We start from the raw sequence: 19,654 nt of genomic DNA, 5'->3' as shown, positions 1-19,654 counted from the left end.
ACACTATAGCAACTTTTTTGCACAGAATAACTGCTTAGTCGCAATTATTCATCGCATATTTTGCTGATTTTAAGAGGTTTTTAGTTAAGCTGCCTTGCGCTGGCTCAAGCCTAGGCTTCGCCACATAGCGCTTGGCGCAAAGTGGCTAAAAACGTCTTTTACCGATTAAAGCCTAAGTTTATAAGATTAACATAAGTCCAGATGCGATCCCTGCTAGTATTAACTGCTGGTATTTCATCAACAGCTAAAACAATAATAGGATACACGGTATGAACATCTTAGTGATTCTGGTCAGTTTCGTTGCCTTTTTAATGGTAGTGTTGCCTGGCCTGTTATATAAATATGGCCTGTTTGCGCTGAGCACGGCTTTTGCTGGCCTGCGTTATGGTGTCTATGTGGGAGGCGCAGCCCTAGTACTGTTATTAGTGTACTTAGTGCTGAAACGTAAAAATAGTAATTGGGGTTTAGCCGCTGCTTCAGCATTGTTGGCCCTATTTGCGGTGGCAGTGCCCGTCAGTTTATTGAATAAAGCGCGTTCAGTACCGCCTATTCATGATATTTCGACTGACTTAGTCAATCCACCTGAGTTTATTGCCATTGCTCCGTTGCGGGCAGATGCCCCCAACCCGGTCGCGTATGCTGGCGAAGAAACGGCCGAGCAGCAACGTGTTGCCTATCCTGAGCTGGCGACCCAGCAATATTCCCAAAGCCTTGAGCAAGTGTTTGCTGCAGCCGAAGCCGCAGTGAAAAGCTACGGCATGGAAATCGTCAATGTTGACCGCACAGCCGGTATTATCGAAGCGACGCACACCACGGCATGGTTCGGCTTTAAAGATGATGTGATTATTCGCGTGGTGGATAACGGCGAGATGCGCTTATTGGATATTCGCAGTAAATCACGCGTCGGCAGAAGTGATGTTGGTAAAAATGCTGAACGTATTAACAGCTTAATCAGCAGCATCAATAGCGCGTTATAATCTTTACAACGTAAATGCAGTAAGGCGAAAGGGGATGGCAGACATCCCCTTTATTATTTGTTTAATTTGCCTTGTTGCCTTTGCTAAAGCGCTTTACCGCCCGCGCAAAGCAGCGAAACAGCTCACGTTGTGCGGGCAGATAGGGTAAATACTCGGGATGCCATTGCACGCCCACTACAAATCGATGCTTATGCTCAATCGCTTGCACAAAACCATCGGCATCTCTGGCGGTAATAATCAGGTTATCGCCTAAGCGTTTAACCGCTTGGTTATGCAGGCTATTGACACTAAAGCGGCTGGGCGAGACACAATGGCTCAGTTGGCTCTTCTGTGCCACCGTGACCTCTTTAACCGGTAATGCGGTGTAGGCATTGGGGGTTTTCTGGCGATCAGGGCGGATATCGGCATGTAACGAGCCGTTCGCCACAATATTAAGCAGCTGTGCGCCGCGACAAATGCCGAGAATGGGCAGCCCCGAATCGAGATATTGTTCAAGCAGGGTCATTTCCAGTTTATCGCGAGCGGGGTCATAACGGCTGGTTTCGCGTGCACCCTCACCATAATGCTCAGGATGAATATCATCGCCACCACTAATAATCAGCCCGCTGATCGGCTGGTTCAGCTCTGGCCCGCCAGGGTAAAGATAAATACCGCGCAAGCCCACCAGCCATAGATTAAAACGGATAGCCCACCAACCAATGGGAAAGCGTTTACGTGGGCCAGTTACCGCGATAAGCGGTTTGGTAGCGTTTTTCATCATTGCGTTAGCCTAACCTTTGCAGTAATTCTGTACTGCGGGTTAGCCATTTTTTATCAAGATCGCGCGTCAAGCGTTGATAGTCGGCACGAAACTCATCGATAAATTGTGCTAGCAGTTTGGGCTGATCCGCCAGTTGTTCAACTTTAAGCCAGCGCTGCCAGGGTTTAGATAGATCCCAATTCGGGTTATCAATATCGCAGTTGGGTAAGCGGTAATGCAAGGTGGGCCGAGCCTTGATTAAGGCGCGCTCTGGATGCGTGTCTACCCATTTTTCATCGATGTGCGCAATTAATGGTAATAAATCTAAACTGCGATTGCGGCTCGGGTTGTACGCCATATAGTCGCGAATAAAGCTATCTAAATCAGGTTGATACTGTGGGTCTACCACCTTAAGAATATAGTCTTTGTTAAAGTTATCGATATAGGGCGTAAGCTTGCGCACGAGGTCGATGTTCTCTTTAGCATAAATATAATCATACAAACACATATAGGCTTGCAGATACCTGACTAAGGTTGTCACCTGAAGATTAGGCAGATCGGGATTTAAGTGTAAACCGAAGGCATAACGTGCGGCTTTGCGTGTGCCGACCGCGCCATTTTCGCGTAAACAATGAAAGAGGGTATTCAATTCAGCCAACTGACCGACGTTGATCGGTGGCGTGACCACTTCCCAAGGCACCAGTTGCTCTGCTGCCGATTTCAATAATTGCTCGGCCGCTTGATAAATAGCACTGCTTTGCTGCGCACTCTCTTCTGTCGCAACGATCTTTTGCAAGAGTTCAGCATCGAGTTCCATCCGAAAATCGCCTACACGGCTGTCTTTGATCTGGTAGTTGAAGATCGAATGTTTAATTACCTTACCGCCAAAACTTGCGGTAATACAATCGACAATCGACTCGGGCTGGCAGCCAGCAAATTCTAATTCAACCCCGACTTGTCGTTCGGCATTCTGATGATTTTGCTGCTGAGGTGGCAGCCAATGCGTGGTGTTATGCTCACTCAAAATGGCTCCTTAACGTGTAAGTACAATGTTCTTAAAGCAATTACTTATAGTATCGCGAATGAAGGCAAGGTGCGAATTTTCAACAAACATACTGATATTAAACAGGTTTTAAATTGCCGATTTCATTGATAAAAAATATCCAAATAGTTGCATCTAATTATTCAAGTGAGTCGTTACTGCAATTGAAGATGAGTATTTAGCAGCAAAGCCAATAGCTATGCCACTCATCAAACTCAGTTGATAAACGTAAGGACAACGTCATGACAACATCAAAATTAGTTCGGCCGACAGGGCCTTTAGCTTTAAGCGCATTAGCTCTCGCCATGTTATTGGCTTTATCGGGTTGTAATGGTGATGATGGTGCACCCGGTGAAATGGGCGCCACAGGGCAACCAGGCCAGCCTGGCCCCATAGGTAACAATGGCCAGCCCGGTTTCGCCGCCGCTAATTTTCTTATCGCTAACAATGGCACGGATAACCGCAATACCGTGGATGTGGTTAATCAAAATGCCGCTATGCTGAAACGTTTAACGGGCTTAAATAATGAAGGGCTGGCGCTTGATCCGCTGGGCAATTTAGTGCAAGCCGGTGACAGCATGAACGGTAGCCTTAAAACCTTTTGTCAGATAGCACAACGTGCTGATGGCGCTGCGTTTAACCTAAATCGTGATCGGGAAATTACCGGTGCGACAACCGGTTTAGTTAATCCCAAAGGAATTGCCTATTCTCAGATGCGTGGTTTAGTGTTTATTGCCGATCAAACCGCAATGCAAGTCACCGTATATGGCGGCGCCGCGGCGGGGAATGTCGCGCCGTTAGCTACCACCACCACCGATGCGATGCCGTGGGATCTGTTTTACGATGACAATAACGATAGGCTGTATGTGGCGCTAACAAATGGCGTATTGTCGGTTTACGATAATTATGTTGCAAGCAACTATGCCGCGATGCCAACGCGCAATATCACCCCGGTTGATAGCAATGGGGCTAAACAGTCGATTAATTTACATGGGATTGCCTACGATCGTTTATCTGACAAAATGGTCCTTTCGGATGTTGGCAGTGCCTCCGATGCCACCGATGGCGCAATTTTTGTACTTAATAACATATCAATGGTCGATGGTAATGTTGTGCCCAGCCGAGTCATTAAAGGCCCCGCAACTAAACTGGGTAATCCGGTAGATATTATTTTATCGGGCAGCGAATTACGCATTGCCGAAAAAGCCAATGATGCCATTTTGGTGTACGCCAATATTTTTGCAGGTGCAAGCGGTGATATTGCGCCTGATTTAACAACCAGCGCCATTAAACCTGAAGCATTGGTTGAACTGACCGCTTCGCGCCAAGACGCCGATATTTCTGATATCAGCAGTGCTGCGGTGTTACTCGGCGTTGCGGTATCCAGTAATCCCGCGGTAACAGGCCCGACAACAGGGCAAATAAGCCGATTAAATGCGCCTTTAACCAGTAACTTAGGCCAATATAATGCGCTACAAAATATTGAAAGCGTCACCTTTGATTTAGCCGGTGACAGCTACACCACTTTTGATACGGCGACTAGCGGTGGCATTGTGATTTCTAACCGTGTCGCGACTATGCGCTTAGGCGAGCAATATTCTGCGGCGCAAGATCGGATCATTACCGGAAGTAACACGGGCTTAATTTCACCCAAAGGCTTAGATGTTGATTCTGCCTCAGGTTTGATTTTTGTGGCTGAAAATAATGCGACAACACCGGGCGTATTCATTTATTCAGCCTGTGCTAGCGGTAATGCCGCGCCACTATTAACCTTAAACACCGCCCCGGCGCAACCGTGGGATGTTGATTATGATCCCACCACAGATCGTGCTTTTGTCGCCTTAACCAATGGCAGTGTTGCGGTGTTTAATCAAGTTAGAGCGAAATGGCTAGCGGGTAGCAGTGTCATTAGCACTGCAGATCGTATGATCACCCCCGCGGTCTCCGGTGTTGCTGTGGCAGCGCCAACCAATTTACATGGTATTGATTATGATTTTGCCAGTGATGCGTTAATAGTCTCTGATGTGGGCAGTGCGGCCGATGCCACCGATGGTAAAATTTATATTATAAATAATGCCAGCAGTGCTGAAGGTTTAACCAACATAGCCGTTAATATCAGTGGCGCGAATACCTTGCTCGGTAATCCGGTTGATATTATGTATAGCGGTGAGCATCTGTATGTTGCCGAAAAGTCGAATAACCGCGTGTTACGCTTTGATAATATCTTGAACAGTGCCGGTGGTAATATTGCTGCCAACGCCAGTTTTGCGGTAACGGCCCCCGAGTCGGTGGCGATTATTCCAGTGTATCTGAGTAATCGGCAGTGATGCGCTGATTCAGGAGTGTGCGATAAGCGCTATAGCATAAAAACCGGTATGACTTGATGCCGGTTTTTCGTTAATCACTTTGCGCTTAGTGTTTATCCTTTACCCGTTAAAGACCTGCGCTAAGCTAATTTACATGCTGAAGCAATGCGACATCCGCCCTGCACTGAGGGCGGATATTCACCTGTAACACTATAGGTTTATCAGGTTTGCAAACGCTTAGGTTAGAAGAAACCTAACGGATCTTCACTGTAACTGACCAATAAGTTTTTGGTTTGCTGATAATGATTCAGTGCCAGTTTGTGGGTTTCTCGGCCAATACCGGATTTCTTATAGCCACCAAAGGCCGCGTGCGCCGGATACATATGGTAGCAGTTCGTCCACACCCGACCGGCTTCAATTTTACGGCCAAAGTGATAGGCGCGATTCATATTGCGCGTCCAAACCCCAGCGCCTAAGCCAAATTCTGAACTGTTAGCCAGCTGCAGGGCTTCGGCTTCATCTTTAAAGGTTGACATCGAAATCACTGGGCCAAAAATTTCTTCTTGGAATACCCGCATATCGTTAGTGCCTTTTAAGATGGTGGGCTGAATATAATAGCCGCCGTTTAAATCGTCGCTTAGTTGCTCAACCTGACCGCCGGTTAGCACCTGTGCGCCTTCTTTTTTGCCGATTTCAATGTAACTTAAAATTTTATCAAACTGTGCTTGGGAGGCTTGAGCGCCGACCATGGTTTCGCTATCCAGTGGGTTGCCGCGCTTGATTTGCAGCGTGCGCTCTAAAATGCGCGCAATAAATTGCTCGTAAATATCTTCTTGAATAAACAGCCGTGACGGGCAAGTACAAACTTCACCTTGGTTAAAGTAGGCCAGCACCGCACCTTCAATCGCTTTGCTAAGAAATGAATCGTCTTTATCCATCACATCGTTAAAAAAGATATTTGGCGATTTACCGCCAAGCTCAACGGTAGACGGAATAATATTTTCTGCGGCACACTTTAAAATGTGTGAGCCAACAGGCGTAGAGCCAGTAAACGCAATTTTGGCAATACGGCTGCTGGTTGCAAGGGCTTCACCGGCTTCTTTGCCAAAGCCGTTTACCACATTCAGCACCCCGGCTGGCAGTAAGTCGCCGATTAATTCCATTAACACTAAAATAGAGGCGGGCGTTTGCTCGGCAGGTTTTAAAATGACACAGTTACCGGCCGCCAGTGCTGGCCCAAGTTTCCATGCGGCCATTAAAATCGGGAAGTTCCACGGAATAATTTGGCCAACCACGCCCAGTGGTTCATGGAAATGGTAAGCCACAGTGGTTTCGTCAATCTCACCAATACTGCCTTCTTGGGCGCGTATACAGCCGGCAAAATAACGAAAGTGATCAATTGCCAGCGGTATATCGGCGGCCAGGGTTTCACGAATGGCTTTGCCGTTATCCCAAGATTCTGCGACGGCTAACATCTCTAAGTTTTGCTCCATACGATCAGCAATCTTCAGTAAAATGTTACTGCGTGCCGCTACAGAGGTACTGCCCCAGGCGGCTTTAGCGAGATGCGCTTTGTCGAGCGCTAATTCGATATCTTCTTTAGTCGAACGTGGGATCTGGCAAAACACCTTGCCGTTTACCGGGCTTTTGTTATCAAAATACTGGCCTTTAATGGGGGCGACCCATTCACCACCAATATAGTTACCATATTGCGCTTTAAAGTTAACTAAGGCACCCGCTGTACCTGGATTTGCATAAATCATAGTCTATCCTTTGTCTAAATAGTGAACTTGCATTAAGCAATTAATTTGCTAAATCTGGCGGGAAGTTATTGTTTTTTAGCCGCCATAAGTTCACATTAGCGCAGGTGTATTCAGCACGCTTGCTTGCTAGTCCAGAGTTTTTGTCTATTTGTCCAAACTGAGGGAGACTATGACAACATCGGTACTCACCCAAAAACGCCAACGCATTAATGTGCTTGTTGAAAACAAAGTGAGCTTTGCTGGTGAACACGCTGAACTCAGTATTTATGACACCTATCAAGATGCGCAGCAGGTGGCGTTACACTCTAGTGAGTTATTATTTTGCGGTATGCTAACGGGCAAAAAAGTGATGCATGTCGCCGATTGCCAATACCACAGCGCGTTTTTACCGCATCAATCTTTTGTGCTGGCGCCCGGGCAAAAGGTACTTATCGACTTTCCAGAGGCATCACTGCAACAGCCCACCACCTGCCTTGCCATTGAAATCAGTACCGATAAAATCCGTAACGTGGCCGATGCGCTGAATTTCAAACAAGAAATTAGCCATAGCGATTTTTTTCATTATGTGCCGAAGCTGGTACACGGCCAGCATAATTCGCAAACGCAGCAGTTACTGGAAAAAATGATCACGCTGTTCAGTGAAAACGAGCAGCACCGTGACTATTTAATTGAATTGTCGCTAAACGAATTGATTACCCGTTTATTACAGCAGCAAAGCCGCGAATTACTGTTGGCCAGTTGTAAGCAAAACAACCAAACAACACCGCTGGGTAATGTGCTGAACTATATTGAGCAACACCTAAGCGAAGATATTCAAATTGAAACGTTATGCAAAATTGCTTGCATGAGCCGCAGTAAATTTTATCAGCAGTTTAAATTAGCTTTTGGGGTAACCCCAGCGCAGTGGCAGCAGCAATTGCGCTTACAACAGGCTTATCGGTTACTGCAAACTGGCGAGCGGATAAGCCAAGTGTGTTATCAGTTAGGCTTTAATAACCCAAGCCACTTTAGCCGGGTGTTTAAACAAACCTTTGGGGCAGCGCCTATCCATATCGCTAAAGCCAATTAGCCGCTGCGTAAACGGCTAGTTTAGTGGCAGATGGAAAAACCACAGCTACATTTTTTGTTAAACGTAGCTGTGGTTAATAAGATTATTTGGCTTGGTGTTATTGCGCGGCTTCTTCTTTTTTTACCATGGCAAGCAGCGAGTCTTTAAGCTGTACACGGCGCATTTTTTTCTGCTCTAAATTGTCATCCGTAGTAGGGGTACCGGCAGATTCAATACTAAATACTTCGTGATCTAAGTCGTTGTATTCATCAAATAACTTGGCAAAGTGCCGGTCGTGCATCTTTAAATGGCGAATAGTATGGTGATGATCGGGAAACTCACTGAGAAAGCTATGTTTTTCAAGCGTCATATTATTTCCTTATGCGATTAATTACTGTCTTACCCTGATAAGTATAGGCGTAAATTAAAAAAGGTTTATTGATCTCGGTCACAGAGTTGTTTGAAACCACAGGGGCAGGCCTTGCATGTTGATTACGCGGGTGCTAGGTATAGTCTTTATAAACAATCGTTGGACACTACCATGCAAATACACCGTTTTCTTTTATTAATACCCTTATTGCTTTGCACTGAAAATGCCTTAGCTGCGCAACTGGACAATTTTAAAACCGGCCCCGTGTTTAAAGATTTCGGGCCGACAGCACCCGTGCAACAAACTGAGCCGGTGCCAGTCAATACGGTATTTAAGCTGGCTTTCGACGTCGCTAAAGCTGCAGAACCAGGCAAGTTAAATCGGTCGATAGAAAGTGCGGCTCGATTTATCAATATGCATGTCGCAGCGGGTGTGCCTTTAGAAAATATTCAGCTGGCCGTGGTAGTGCATGGCAGTGCCTCTTTAGAGATGACAAACCCAAAGTTTTTTGCCGCCAATAAAGATGGACTAAAAAATAGCAGCGCCACTGCTATCGCACAACTACAGGAAAAGGGAGTCAAATTTTACCTTTGTGGACAAAGTGCTGCCGCTAATGGCATCAGTAATGCTGACTTGCTACCCGGTGTGAATATGGCGCTTTCTGCGATGACGGCTCACGCGCTATTGCAACAGCAAGGCTTTGCCATTAATCCATTCTAAAATTCTTGGTGTCAAAGCCCAACTGCGCCGAGGGTTACGGTATTTCTGCCAGCGCGCTTGCTGCTGTAAAGCGCTTCATCTGCGGCTTTTAGCGCACTCACGTAGTCGTGTTGTGAGGTATCCACATGCACTAAACCGATACTGATGGTCAGTTCGACCTTGGCATCAGCCACAAATTGCAGTTGTTTTTCAACTTGTTCACAGAGTCGTTGGCTAATTTTTAGTGCGGTGGCTTCATCCAGATCGATCAGCAGTGCAGCATATTCTTCACCGCCAATACGGCCAATAATATCGTTACAACGCAATTGTTTAGATAACAACTGTGCCACGGCTTTAATTGCGCTATCGCCTACCGCATGGCCAAATTTATCGTTAATTTTTTTAAAGAAATCGATATCGATCATCATTAATACGGCAGGCAGAGGGCGCTGTTGTTGCCAATAACGTTCCACCTGATTGAAAAAATGCTCGCGATTGGCCAGTTTGGTTAAGCCATCGCGTTGCGACTTTAAGGTGAGTTTGCGTTCCAGTTTTAAAAAGCATAACCAGGGTAGCAATAAAGCGGTAAAGGTGGTCAGTAAGATATGGCTGAGCAGGGTATAGACCGAGCTTTCGGGTAAGCCATTCATATCTAAAGATTGCCATTGCCAGAGGATCATCATTATCTGGGTAAACATGGTCAGCGCATGCAGCAGAAAAATACCTTGAAGTGAGCGGGTAAAGGTTGGCTCGGTGATTACCGATTTTTCTAACAACACGGCACATAAACAGAAGGTGACACCGATGACCAGCGCAACCAGCACACTCAAGATACCTGGATGCTGATAGACACTTAGCAATGCTATGACGATCAGTGCCAACAGCACAAAAGCGTGTTGGCGCCGGCGCCGAGTATAGCGAAAACGTGAAAATTGAATGAGCCCCGCCAGCACCAATATTGGCGCCAATAACAACAAGCAATCAGCAACAAAGAAGGTGAAAAACGCGGCAATATCATAAGGGCGTAAGGCGACGAGCGTGCCACCCAGCACAAAACTGATGGATGAGAATGACCAAAGTCGAAAGCAGCGATCTTTGGGTTTGCGCCGATAAAGTAAGTATAAATAAAAACCCACAATCAGGTTTATTACCAGAGCTAATATCACAACAGTGGGTAAATGCATGTATTCCTCAGGACAAGGCAAAGAAGTGACTAGTCCGCTTTAAAATCTCATTACAAGCATAGCAAAATTAATGACAAACTTGCGCGTTATTGCAGTTAGTCAGGGTGGCATGCTCGAATTCTAAGGTGGAATGACCTATACGAAACTCACGGGCTAATAGTGCTTTTAAGGTGGTTTTTATTTTCTCCAGTGCTGCCACATCCATGTTTTCCACCACAACATGCGCCTCAAGCGCACTGTGCTGTTCATCGACTTGCCAGATATGCACATGATGCACGTTTGTTACGCCATCTACCGCTTGCATGGCCGTAATAACCTGTGGGATGTCTATATGCTCAGGTGTGCCATCCATCAATAAATGGTTAGCTTTAGGCAGCATGCTAAAACCTTGCCAAAGCACATAGCCGGCAATCAGTAATGTCAACAAGGTATCCACCCAGTACCATTGGTAAAGCAAAATTAAGGTGCCGGCGATAATCACTGCCACGGAGGCGAGGGCATCGGAGACATTATGTAAAAAGGCGGCTTTAATGTTCATACTGTTTTTTGATTGCGCATACGTCAGAAGCACGGTGACCACATCGACTAGCAACGCAAAACTGGCCACAATAACCACCAGCCAACCGGCGATCTCTTGTGGCTCAGCTAAACGCCATAACGCTTCGTAAATAAGATATAAGCCAATAATGATTAAGGTGGTGAGGTTAATTAGCGCTGCAATCACTTCGGCCCGTTTATAGCCAAAGGTTTTCAATTCATCGGCGGGTTTACGGCTTATCTTGCGGGCAAAGATGGCGATACCCAGCGAAGCGGCATCACTTAAATTATGCATGGCATCGGCAATCAGCGATAAACTGCCCGAGATGATACCGCCAATAATTTGCGCTACGGTGAGTAAAACATTGATGACCACGGCAACAAGCAGTTTGCCATCGCCAAGGTTTTCTGTGCCATGGTGGTGGGAATGGGGCATAAGCGGTTTCCTGCTGCACGTTGCGTGTGATCGAGTGATGATATTAACAGCATACTACAGTGCAGCCATGACCGTATGTTCGTTTTGACGTATAACTCACACTTAGTCTATGCGTTTGGTCACTGAAGTAAACGTTGCAAGCACATTATCTGAATCTGCAATGACGATGTGGATGTTGTTTGAGTTTGTCAGTTTGTTGCTTAAATGGATAAAATCTAGGGCAATGCCTTGAATGCTGAATTGAGGTAGGTTGTTGTTTATTACAATGCGCTACTTTGGTTAATTGTACCAACAGAGCCAGTATGTTATTGGCAAATGAATCCGACAAAATCTGAAACACAACGAAGGGGCATACGCACTTAACGTATGCTCCTTTAAGCTGATTAACATAGAAAGGTTAGGTCGCGCCCTTGATCAGTTCCCAAAATTCTTCACGATTATTGGTGCGCGGAAAATCCGTGCTCGGCACTGGCACATCTAAAAAGTCACATAAGGGTTGCCAACCTTCTTTTACTTGATAAACCAATAACTGATCTTTGGGAATTAAGGCTTTAACCCGTTGATTATGCGCGTTAAAGCGCTCAGCTAAGCCTTGGGCATCCAGCCCCATACTAAAGCCAGACTTTTCAATTATCTTAACGACCATATCGAGCCAGGCTTGTACGTCGGGTGGTGTGTCTTTGCGCGCGGCTAATAAGGTATAGATTGTTGAACCAAAGCTTTCAGCCCAAGACTGGGCATCGCGATGGGTTAAAATAAATTTGGCATTGGGATAAGCTTGCAGTAACTCTTCAGAAAAGGCGGCGGTGGGCCAATCTACGGCACTTGCCATACCGCGGTATACCTGCTCAAACCCCGTCGTTTTATCGAGCACCTTGTTCCACAGCGGCACTTGTGTTGCGCGGTCTTTGGCAATGCGCTCCATATGATGGCAAGGCCCAAAGCCAAGTTGTTCAAGCACCGTTTTAAGTGAAAAGGTGCCCGTGCGGCCAAGGCCAAGACCTATAACGTGTAATGTCATAATTACTTCCTTTAGTTGTTCTGTGCGCCCAACGACTTAAGAAGGCAACGATGATAATAGGTTAGCTATTGAAAATAGTAAGTGGTGATGTGTAGCTTGCATAAAAGCCTAGGTCAGAGAGGCAGGGATAGCAAATATTAATGTTAGTGCTTGGCAGGTGGGCCAATGGCAACCATCTTTTGGTAAAAAGCGGGTGGTGCTCTTACAGCTGAGCTAACAATAGATTAGATTGGTTTCAAAAGGATATGGTGGATTGTACGGTGCGGCGTGAAACGCTCGAACCAGTGACAACCGCGTCTTGGTAAAGAGCAGGCGGTGCTTACCCAGCTGAGTTGGCAATAAATTAGATGAGTTTCAGATAGAATTTGGTGGATTGTACTGTGTTTGAATCAGTGGCAACCCTGTCTTAGCAAAAAGCGGGCGGTGCTATTAAAACTGAGCAAACAAGAAATTGGATTGGTTTAAAAAAAGGATATGGTGGATTGTACTGTGTTTGAATCAGTGGCAACCCTGTCTTAGCAAAGAGCGGGCGGTGCTCTTAAAACTGAGCAAACAAGAAATTGGATTGGTTTAAAAAAAGGATATGGTGGATTGTACTGGGTTCGAACCAGTGACCCCCGCCTTGTAAGGGCGGTGCTCTCCCAGCTGAGCTAACAATCCATGGGAGTATAACTTTTGCAGAATTGGTGGATTGTACTGAGTAGGAATCAGTGGCAACCCTGTCTTAGCAAAGAGCGGGCGGTGCTCTCTTTTAAGTTTAAAAAAATTTGGTGGATTGTACTGGGTTCGAACCAGTGACCCCCGCCTTGTAAGGGCGGTGCTCTCCCAGCTGAGCTAACAATCCAGTTTTCAGTTTTACCTGAAGGGAGCATCAAATTGGTGGATTGTACTGAATTCAAATCAGTGGCAACCCTGTCTTAGCAAAGAGCGGGCGGTGCTCTCATTTAAGTTTAAAACATCAAATTGGTGGATTGTACTGGGTTCGAACCAGTGACCCCCGCCTTGTAAGGGCGGTGCTCTCCCAGCTGAGCTAACAATCCACGCTGTGATGGCGCTCATTATAGGCAGCAAGAAAAGAGTGTCAACTTTATTTTCTGAAAATGCTACCGCTTGCCGCAAAAGTGAACAGCATTTTGCCTATTGCCGAAAAAGTCTGCATGAACAACGACAGCTTTGGTGCATCCTGCGGCTGGCATTGCTACAATAGCCAGCTTATAGCTTGTTCAGTCAGATATGGAAAAATTATGTCATTGGTGACTCGTTTTGCCCCAAGCCCAACCGGTTATTTGCATGTTGGTGGTGCTCGTACTGCCTTATTTAGCTGGTTATACGCTAAAAAGCAGGGGGGTAAATTTATCCTGCGTATTGAAGATACCGATTTAGAGCGTTCGACGCAGGCATCGGTTGATGCCATTTTAGAAGGCATGCAGTGGTTGGGGCTGGATCACGATGAAGGCCCTTATTATCAAACTCAGCGGTTTGATTTATATAAAGAGGTGGTTGCGCAATTATTAGCTGAAGGCAAAGCCTATAAGTGCTTTTGTACTGTTGAAGAAGTAGACGCCATGCGTGAAGCGCAAATGGCCGCCGGGGAAAAACCCAAATACAACGGTATGTGGCGTGACAGAACCGATCACCCGAGCGACAAGCCTTATGTTATTCGTTTTAAAAACCCACTAGATGGTGTCGTGGTAATTGACGATATGATCAAAGGCCGCATTGAAATTGCTAATGCCGAGCTGGACGATTTGATTATTGCTCGTAGCGACGGTACCCCAACTTACAACCTGACCGTAGTGGTAGATGACTGGAAAATGGGGATTACTCATGTGATCCGCGGTGATGACCATGTTAACAATACGCCTCGGCAAATGAACATTTTAGCGGCATTGGGTGCAGATATTCCAAAATACGCACACGTACCGATGATATTAGGCGATGACGGCAAGCGCTTATCCAAGCGCCACGGCGCTGTTGGCGTGATGCAGTATCGCGATAATGGTTTCTTACCGCAGGCGTTATTAAACTATTTAGTGCGTTTGGGCTGGTCTCATGGTGATCAAGAAATTTTTAGTATTGATGAATTAAAAGATCTCTTTGATTTGTCTGCCTGTAACCGCGCACCCTCTGCTTTTAATACTGACAAGCTGATTTGGCTTAACCAGCATTATATGAAAACGCTGCCAGCAGAGCAGGTGGCTGAGCACTTAGCTTGGCATCTGGCAGAGCAAAAGCTGAATACTGAAAACGGCCCGGCGCTTACTGACGTGATTAGCGTGCAAGCTGAGCGGGTAAAAACGCTAAAAGAGTTGGTAGAAGTCAGCCGTTATTTTTACGAAGACTTCAGCGAGTTTGAAGAAAATGCAGCGAAAAAGCATTTACGTGTTGTTGCAGCGGAACCTTTAGCGTTAGTTCAAGCCAAACTGGCTGAACTCAGCACATGGGATGCGGCCAATATCCACCAAACGATTAATGCAGCAGCAGAAGCATTGGGTTTAGGTATGGGTAAAGTCGGCATGCCATTGCGTGTGGCGGTTACCGGTGGCGGTAACTCACCTGCTTTGGATCAGACGTTGTATTTAGTCGGCAAAGAGCGTGCTTTAGCGCGGATCACACTAGCACTTGACTATATAAAGCAACGCGCTGAAAGTAACTAAGCGGTTAGCCAGAGCTAGCGTCTGAAGATTCGGCGCTAGCATTACTTAGAAACCCCATAAAGAAATTACGCCTAACATGCCTGTTTTAATACTTTTGCTCGGATTACTGTCCTTTAGTGTACTCGCCAACGAAGAACCCGAGAACGATGCGGGAACGTTGCCTGAATTTATCGATTTGGGTATTTTGGGCACCATTACGGGTGATATCGAACTCGGCTTTTTGTTTATCGACGGAAATACCGAAGCACGAGGCTGGCGGCTGGTCACCGAAATGGTGCATGACACTGAGTATTTTCGGAATAAGTATCAGTTTCAGGGGCGGTTACAAAAAAATCAATTTACCAATACAGACACCGGTGATGTGACTAGCCAAACGACCATAAAGCGTTACGCGTTCACGGGGCAAAGCAATTATAAATTCCTAAGTGGTACACAGTCATTCTTTGGCCGTGCAGCCTATGCCTATGACATGCTCGGGGCTTTTAAACAGCAAGGGCAGTTGGTAACAGGTTATGCTAACCGTATTTATGAGCACCAAGCTAACTATTTAGACTTAGAAACCGGCCCGGGTTTTGCCTATCGCGAAGCAGCATCGGGTAACACTAGCCGTGGTTTAATCTGGTTTTTAGCGGCCAACTTCGATCAAGAGTTGTATAAAGGCAGTCGTTTTCGGCAGACTTTTGAGGGAAACGTATCGCTGGATGGCAATAACTCGATATTTACCAGTCGCACGTCGTTAACATCGCAAATTAATGGTCGTTTAGGCATGCGTTTAAGTTTTAGTGTGAACTATAACTCTGAGCCTGAAGGCGATGCTGAAACGACAGATACAGAAACGTCGGCTTCACTGGTTTATGCTTTTTAAATGAGTGGTGGTACAGCTAAGCTTTAAGATATTGAACAAAACAAAAAAGGGATTTAGGGTTAATATCGAGCAGTGTAATGTTTAGCATGACGCGGTTTGCTCACATCAACACGTCATGAATCATCCCTGAGGCTCGATGATGAACTTCATTCCTGAAGTTCACCCTTCCGGGCCAACAAAGCTGTTCAAATTCGTTCCCAACGAATTTGTCCGGCCATCCATGGCCTTCAACGGTTGAATTAGAGCAAACAGGTCATGCTCAACTGATTTGTATTAGACTCAAGGTCATTTTTTAAGCGCATTCACTAGTTGGTGTTCAATTAGTGCAGGATACGGGCTCTTAATGTACCTGGGATCGCTTTTAATTCATTTAACGCCAGTTCGCTATCTTCAGAATCAATATCAATTACCACATAACCAATTTCTTGTACGGTCTGTAAGTACTGACCAGAAATATTGATATTATGCCTTGCAAAAGCTTCGTTGATCTTAGTCAGCATACCAGGTTGGTTTTTGTGAATATGCAACAAGCGTGAGCGGCCTTTGTGCTCGGGTAAGGATACTTCAGGGAAGTTAACAGCGGATAGTGTTGAACCGTTATCGCTGTATTTCACCAGCTTACCCGCCACTTCAAAGCCAATGTTTTCTTGTGCTTCTTGGGTTGAACCACCGATGTGCGGAGTCAAAATTACATTATCAAATTGACGCAGGGGTGAAACAAACTCTTCGCTGTTGCCTTTGGGTTCGATAGGGAAGACGTCAATGGCGGCGCCGGCCAACCTTTGGCTTTCTAAAGCGGCGGTGAGTGCCGGAATATCGACCACCGTGCCGCGTGAAGCATTGATCAAGATCGCGCCTTGTTTCATTAGCGCCAGTTCTGTTTCACCAATCATGTTTTGAGTTTGTACGGTTTCAGGTACATGCAAACTGATCACATCTGAGGTTTTCAGTAAGGTTTCTAAATCAACTTGTGTTGAGTTACCTAACACTAATTTGCTTTCGATATCATAAAATTGCACGCGCATACCGATATTTTCAGCCATGATGCCTAACTGCGTACCGATATGGCCATAACCAATAATACCCAAGGTTTTACCGCGGGCTTCAAACGATTGGTCTGCCGTTTTTAACCACTCGCCACGATGGGCAGCGGCGTTACGTTGTGGAATACCACGTAACAGCATAATTAATTGGCCTAATACTAACTCGGCAACCGAACGCGTGTTAGAGAAGGGCGCATTAAACACCGGAATGGCGCGAGTTAACGCGGCATGCAGATCCACTTGGTTAGTACCAATACAAAAACAACCAATTGCCATCAGTTTATTGGCGGCATCTAATACCGGCTCGGTCAGCTGAGTGCGCGAGCGAATACCGATCACATGTGCATCTTTGATTCGCTCAATCAGCTCATCTTCTGGTAACGAAGTCTTCAGATACTCGATATTGGTATAACCATTATCTTTAAAGGTTTGTACGGCACTGTGGTGCAAACCCTCGAGCAGCAGGATTTTAATCTTGTCTTTTGCTAGCGAAAATTTTTCCATGTCACGTCTCTTGTGCTTAATTAAATTAAAAAATGCTGCCTATGATTGTCGTCGTATTGCTGCAGCTTCGGTGCTGCATTTTATTATTTTAAGGTTTGGGTGCCGTTAGCTGTGCCAACCAGCACGATATCGGCATTACGCTGAGCAAAAATACCGTTGGTAACTACGCCGACAATATTGTTTAATTGTTGCTCCAGTTGCAGCGGATCGGTGATGGCTAAGCCGTGTACATCAATGATCTGATTACCGTTATCTGTAATTACGCCTTGGCGTAAAACCGGTTTGCCACCCAGTTTGCTTAATTCGCGGCTAACATAGGCGCTGGCCATTGGGATCACTTCAACCGGTAACGGGAAACGGCCCATCACGTCTACTTGCTTGCTGCTATCAACAATACAAATAAAGGTATCGGCTACGGCGGCAACAATTTTTTCGCGAGTCAATGCGGCACCGCCACCTTTAATCATATGGCGCTGCGGGTTAATTTCGTCAGCGCCATCGATATACACATTAAAGCTCGCCACGTCATTTAAGTCGAACACCGGAATACCCAGCGCGGTTAATCGTGCTGTGGATTGCTCCGAGCTAGACACAGCGCCAGTGATTTTATGCTTAATCTCGGCTAAGGCATCGATAAAATGATTCACGGTAGAGCCGGTACCGACACCGACAATCGAGTTCTCAGGGATAAAAGCCAGTGCTGAGCGGGCAGCATTTCGTTTCATTTCATCTTGAGTCATTGCTTATCTACTTTATACGTTTAGCCATACAGATGGATATTATATCGGCTGTGTTAAAAAAAGACAGTGTTGCTTTTGCTCTGTCTGCTCAGTCGGCGTTAAAACGCCAAAAATGTGAAGGTGTCGCGATAGCCGCCATGGGCTGATCCCAGGGCGCTATGGGTAATTCAGGCCATTGCTGGCAATTATGCGCTAAACCAATTAATTGCGGTGTGCGCGCTGGCGCAGCGAGATGATTTAACGGCGCAAGCGTACGATCGTAAAAACCACCGCCCATACCCAAGCGTTGGCCACGATCATCGAAAGCGACTAAGGGCGTAAAAATAACATCGAGCTCGGCCACCGGTTTAATGTGTTGGCAATGCCAAACGGGCTCGGCAATACCGAATTTGTTTGTTCGCATCGGCATTGAAGGCAAGTAATGCTGAAATAACAAATAGCCACTGACAAAAGGATGCAGTACCGGTAAATACAGCTGTTTATTAGCGTTGAGTAAGGCGTTGATTAATGGGCTGGTATTAATTTCGGCATCGTTGCTTAGGTATAAAGCAAAGTGTTGTTGGCACATGATGTCAGGTTGGCTAAGGATTTGCTGGCAGAGCGCAAGGGCGGCGCTATGTTGGGTTGCGGCAGAAAGGGCTTGGCGACGCTGTCGCATTTCTGTACGCAATTGCTGACGACTTAACATGTCTTGCTGCAGCCTCGCAAAATCGGAATGACAAAGACAAACCGCTGAGCCTGAGGCGGTTTGTAAGTGTTCTCCAAGTTGCCGTAACTTATTTAAGCCCTTGAACCCAAGGTTCAAGGCGGAAGGCCAATGGTCACCGTAGGCTTCCCAGTACAAGCCGGGCCTGCACAAAAGCAACGCAAAAGCATCCCTAGGTAAAACAATTATCGGCTCAGGGACGTCAACAAGCACACAAACAACCCAGAGAACGCCTTAAGTATAACATCCGTAACGGCGCTGTCTAAATTATTCGATAAATTGTCGGTTTGTTTGCTGTTTGTTTATGCACTTTGGCCTGCAGAGCATAGCCCTAGCAGTATTGGCCAAAACGGGTGGGGGTGTTAGCATAAGCTACTTTGATTTTTTTAGGCGAGGGGTGCTATGCCCGGTTCTTTGATTCACAGTTATGATCGTTGGAGTACGGCACTTGAGCAAGCCCATGTGATGGCATCGGCCGCCGAGCTGCATGGTTTAATTAGTGGTTTACTCAGCGGTGGCTTATCTGCGAAATCGGCTGACTTCTTAGCCGTGTTATACGATTTTTTAAATGATGGTCAGGCTTTACCTGCAGCGCTAAAAGCCGACGTCCAGCAGTTAATTAGCAATACTGCTATCAGTTTACAAAGCGGTGAATACGATTTTGCACTATTGCTGCCCAACGAAGATGATGCCTTGGTTGAACGGTTAGAAGCCATGGTGGAATGGACACAAGCCTTTTTAGTTGGTTTTGCGGTGCAGCAAACGGATCTGTCTTTAGTGTCAGAAGATGTGCGCGAAGCGGTAGAGCAATTGACCGAAGTGACCAAAGTGGATCTTACTACCAGCTCTGATAGCAGTGCTGAAGAAAACGAAGAAGCTTATTACATGGTACTCGAACATATTCGGTTAATGGTGTTCAGTTGCTTTAACGATGTCGGGCAAAAGTTTCAAGATAAAGGCCCTGTAAGTAAAACACTGCATTAATCTGTTGATGGGCGTTGTAGGCTAAGCGAAAGG

17 protein-coding genes, 3 tRNA genes and 1 other RNA gene are annotated in these 19,654 nt (G+C 46.1%); 7 read left to right on the top strand and 14 right to left on the bottom strand.

Annotation, left to right across the window (positions count from 1 at the left end; all coding sequences use genetic code 11):
• Positions 1–269: 269 nt before the first annotated feature.
• A complete protein-coding gene (locus L1N97_RS00650; protein WP_236128528.1) occupies positions 270–977 on the top strand; it encodes a DUF1499 domain-containing protein in 708 nt (235 codons plus the stop codon).
• A 61-nt stretch (positions 978–1,038) separates the two neighbouring features.
• Here L1N97_RS00650 and L1N97_RS00645 read toward each other — a convergent pair whose 3' ends face one another.
• Together L1N97_RS00645 and L1N97_RS00640 are read right to left on the bottom strand one after the other, a co-directional pair.
• The gene (locus L1N97_RS00645) at positions 1,039–1,737 is read right to left on the bottom strand and encodes a gamma-glutamyl-gamma-aminobutyrate hydrolase family protein (protein WP_236128527.1); all 699 of its coding nucleotides are present in this window, start codon (positions 1,735–1,737) and stop codon (positions 1,039–1,041) included.
• A 4-nt stretch (positions 1,738–1,741) separates the two neighbouring features.
• Positions 1,742–2,740 carry an amidoligase family protein gene (locus L1N97_RS00640; protein ID WP_236128526.1) on the bottom strand — a complete coding sequence of 333 codons (999 nt, stop codon included), beginning with the start codon at positions 2,738–2,740 and terminating at the stop codon, positions 1,742–1,744.
• Positions 2,741–3,000: 260 nt separating this feature from the next.
• On the opposite strand from L1N97_RS00640, the gene L1N97_RS00635 reads away from it, so the two are divergent.
• Positions 3,001–5,085: a collagen-like triple helix repeat-containing protein gene (locus L1N97_RS00635; protein ID WP_236128525.1), complete on the top strand. Its 2,085-nt coding sequence runs from the start codon at positions 3,001–3,003 to the stop codon at positions 5,083–5,085.
• Between the two features lie 221 nt (positions 5,086–5,306).
• On the opposite strand, the gene exaC is transcribed toward L1N97_RS00635, so the two are convergent.
• Positions 5,307–6,827, bottom strand: a complete 1,521-nt coding sequence (gene exaC, locus L1N97_RS00630; RefSeq protein WP_236128524.1) for an acetaldehyde dehydrogenase ExaC — start codon at positions 6,825–6,827, stop codon at positions 5,307–5,309.
• Between the two features lie 169 nt (positions 6,828–6,996).
• Between exaC and L1N97_RS00625 the strand changes: the two genes are divergently transcribed.
• Positions 6,997–7,896 carry an AraC family transcriptional regulator gene (locus L1N97_RS00625; protein WP_236128523.1) on the top strand — a complete coding sequence of 300 codons (900 nt, stop codon included), beginning with the start codon at positions 6,997–6,999 and terminating at the stop codon, positions 7,894–7,896.
• 97 nt (positions 7,897–7,993) lie between these two features.
• Here L1N97_RS00625 and L1N97_RS00620 read toward each other — a convergent pair whose 3' ends face one another.
• Positions 7,994–8,245, bottom strand: coding sequence for a YdcH family protein (locus tag L1N97_RS00620; protein WP_229585031.1), 252 nt, complete (start codon positions 8,243–8,245; stop codon positions 7,994–7,996).
• A 171-nt stretch (positions 8,246–8,416) separates the two neighbouring features.
• On the opposite strand from L1N97_RS00620, the gene L1N97_RS00615 reads away from it, so the two are divergent.
• Positions 8,417–8,965, top strand: coding sequence for a DsrE family protein (locus tag L1N97_RS00615; protein WP_236128522.1), 549 nt, complete (start codon positions 8,417–8,419; stop codon positions 8,963–8,965).
• Positions 8,966–8,976: 11 nt separating this feature from the next.
• On the opposite strand, the gene L1N97_RS00610 is transcribed toward L1N97_RS00615, so the two are convergent.
• The 6 genes from L1N97_RS00610 to L1N97_RS00585 all read right to left on the bottom strand — a co-directional run bounded on the left by L1N97_RS00610 (position 8,977) and on the right by L1N97_RS00585 (position 13,162).
• Positions 8,977–10,128 (bottom strand): GGDEF domain-containing protein, encoded by a 1,152-nt coding sequence (locus L1N97_RS00610; RefSeq protein ID WP_229585033.1) that lies wholly within the window; start codon positions 10,126–10,128, stop codon positions 8,977–8,979.
• A 67-nt stretch (positions 10,129–10,195) separates the two neighbouring features.
• Positions 10,196–11,101 carry a cation diffusion facilitator family transporter gene (locus L1N97_RS00605; protein ID WP_236128521.1) on the bottom strand — a complete coding sequence of 302 codons (906 nt, stop codon included), beginning with the start codon at positions 11,099–11,101 and terminating at the stop codon, positions 10,196–10,198.
• A gap of 397 nt (positions 11,102–11,498) precedes the next feature.
• Positions 11,499–12,122 (bottom strand): sulfotransferase family protein, encoded by a 624-nt coding sequence (locus L1N97_RS00600; protein ID WP_236128520.1) that lies wholly within the window; start codon positions 12,120–12,122, stop codon positions 11,499–11,501.
• A gap of 584 nt (positions 12,123–12,706) precedes the next feature.
• A tRNA-Val gene (locus tag L1N97_RS00595) sits at positions 12,707–12,782 on the bottom strand.
• Positions 12,783–12,890: 108 nt separating this feature from the next.
• Positions 12,891–12,966 (bottom strand) — tRNA-Val (locus L1N97_RS00590).
• A 120-nt stretch (positions 12,967–13,086) separates the two neighbouring features.
• Positions 13,087–13,162 (bottom strand) — tRNA-Val (locus L1N97_RS00585).
• 204 nt (positions 13,163–13,366) lie between these two features.
• Here L1N97_RS00585 and gltX point away from each other — a divergent pair.
• The gene (gltX, locus tag L1N97_RS00580) at positions 13,367–14,779 is read left to right on the top strand and encodes a glutamate--tRNA ligase (RefSeq protein ID WP_236128519.1); all 1,413 of its coding nucleotides are present in this window, start codon (positions 13,367–13,369) and stop codon (positions 14,777–14,779) included.
• A 76-nt stretch (positions 14,780–14,855) separates the two neighbouring features.
• On the top strand, positions 14,856–15,644 hold the full coding sequence (locus L1N97_RS00575) for a DUF481 domain-containing protein (protein ID WP_226749921.1): 789 nt from the start codon (positions 14,856–14,858) through the stop codon (positions 15,642–15,644).
• A 320-nt stretch (positions 15,645–15,964) separates the two neighbouring features.
• Here the strand turns inward: L1N97_RS00575 and serA are convergent, their stop codons facing one another.
• From serA to ssrS, 4 genes are all read right to left on the bottom strand, one after another.
• Entirely contained in the window at positions 15,965–17,191 is a 1,227-nt protein-coding gene (serA, locus tag L1N97_RS00570; protein WP_236128518.1) for a phosphoglycerate dehydrogenase, read from the bottom strand.
• Positions 17,192–17,274: 83 nt separating this feature from the next.
• The gene (rpiA, locus tag L1N97_RS00565; RefSeq protein WP_226749923.1) at positions 17,275–17,931 is read right to left on the bottom strand and encodes a ribose-5-phosphate isomerase RpiA; all 657 of its coding nucleotides are present in this window, start codon (positions 17,929–17,931) and stop codon (positions 17,275–17,277) included.
• Between the two features lie 88 nt (positions 17,932–18,019).
• Positions 18,020–18,619, bottom strand: coding sequence for a 5-formyltetrahydrofolate cyclo-ligase (locus tag L1N97_RS00560; RefSeq protein WP_236128517.1), 600 nt, complete (start codon positions 18,617–18,619; stop codon positions 18,020–18,022).
• A gap of 66 nt (positions 18,620–18,685) precedes the next feature.
• Positions 18,686–18,869: non-coding RNA, 6S RNA (ssrS, locus tag L1N97_RS00555), on the bottom strand.
• Between the two features lie 170 nt (positions 18,870–19,039).
• On the opposite strand from ssrS, the gene L1N97_RS00550 reads away from it, so the two are divergent.
• On the top strand, positions 19,040–19,621 hold the full coding sequence (locus tag L1N97_RS00550; protein ID WP_229585038.1) for a UPF0149 family protein: 582 nt from the start codon (positions 19,040–19,042) through the stop codon (positions 19,619–19,621).
• Positions 19,622–19,654 lie beyond the last annotated feature (33 nt).

This window comes from Rheinheimera sp. UJ63 (assembly GCF_021568285.1).
Lineage (GTDB): Bacteria > Pseudomonadota > Gammaproteobacteria > Enterobacterales > Alteromonadaceae > Alishewanella > Alishewanella maricola.
This window is presented reverse-complemented; position numbering and strand designations above follow the sequence as displayed.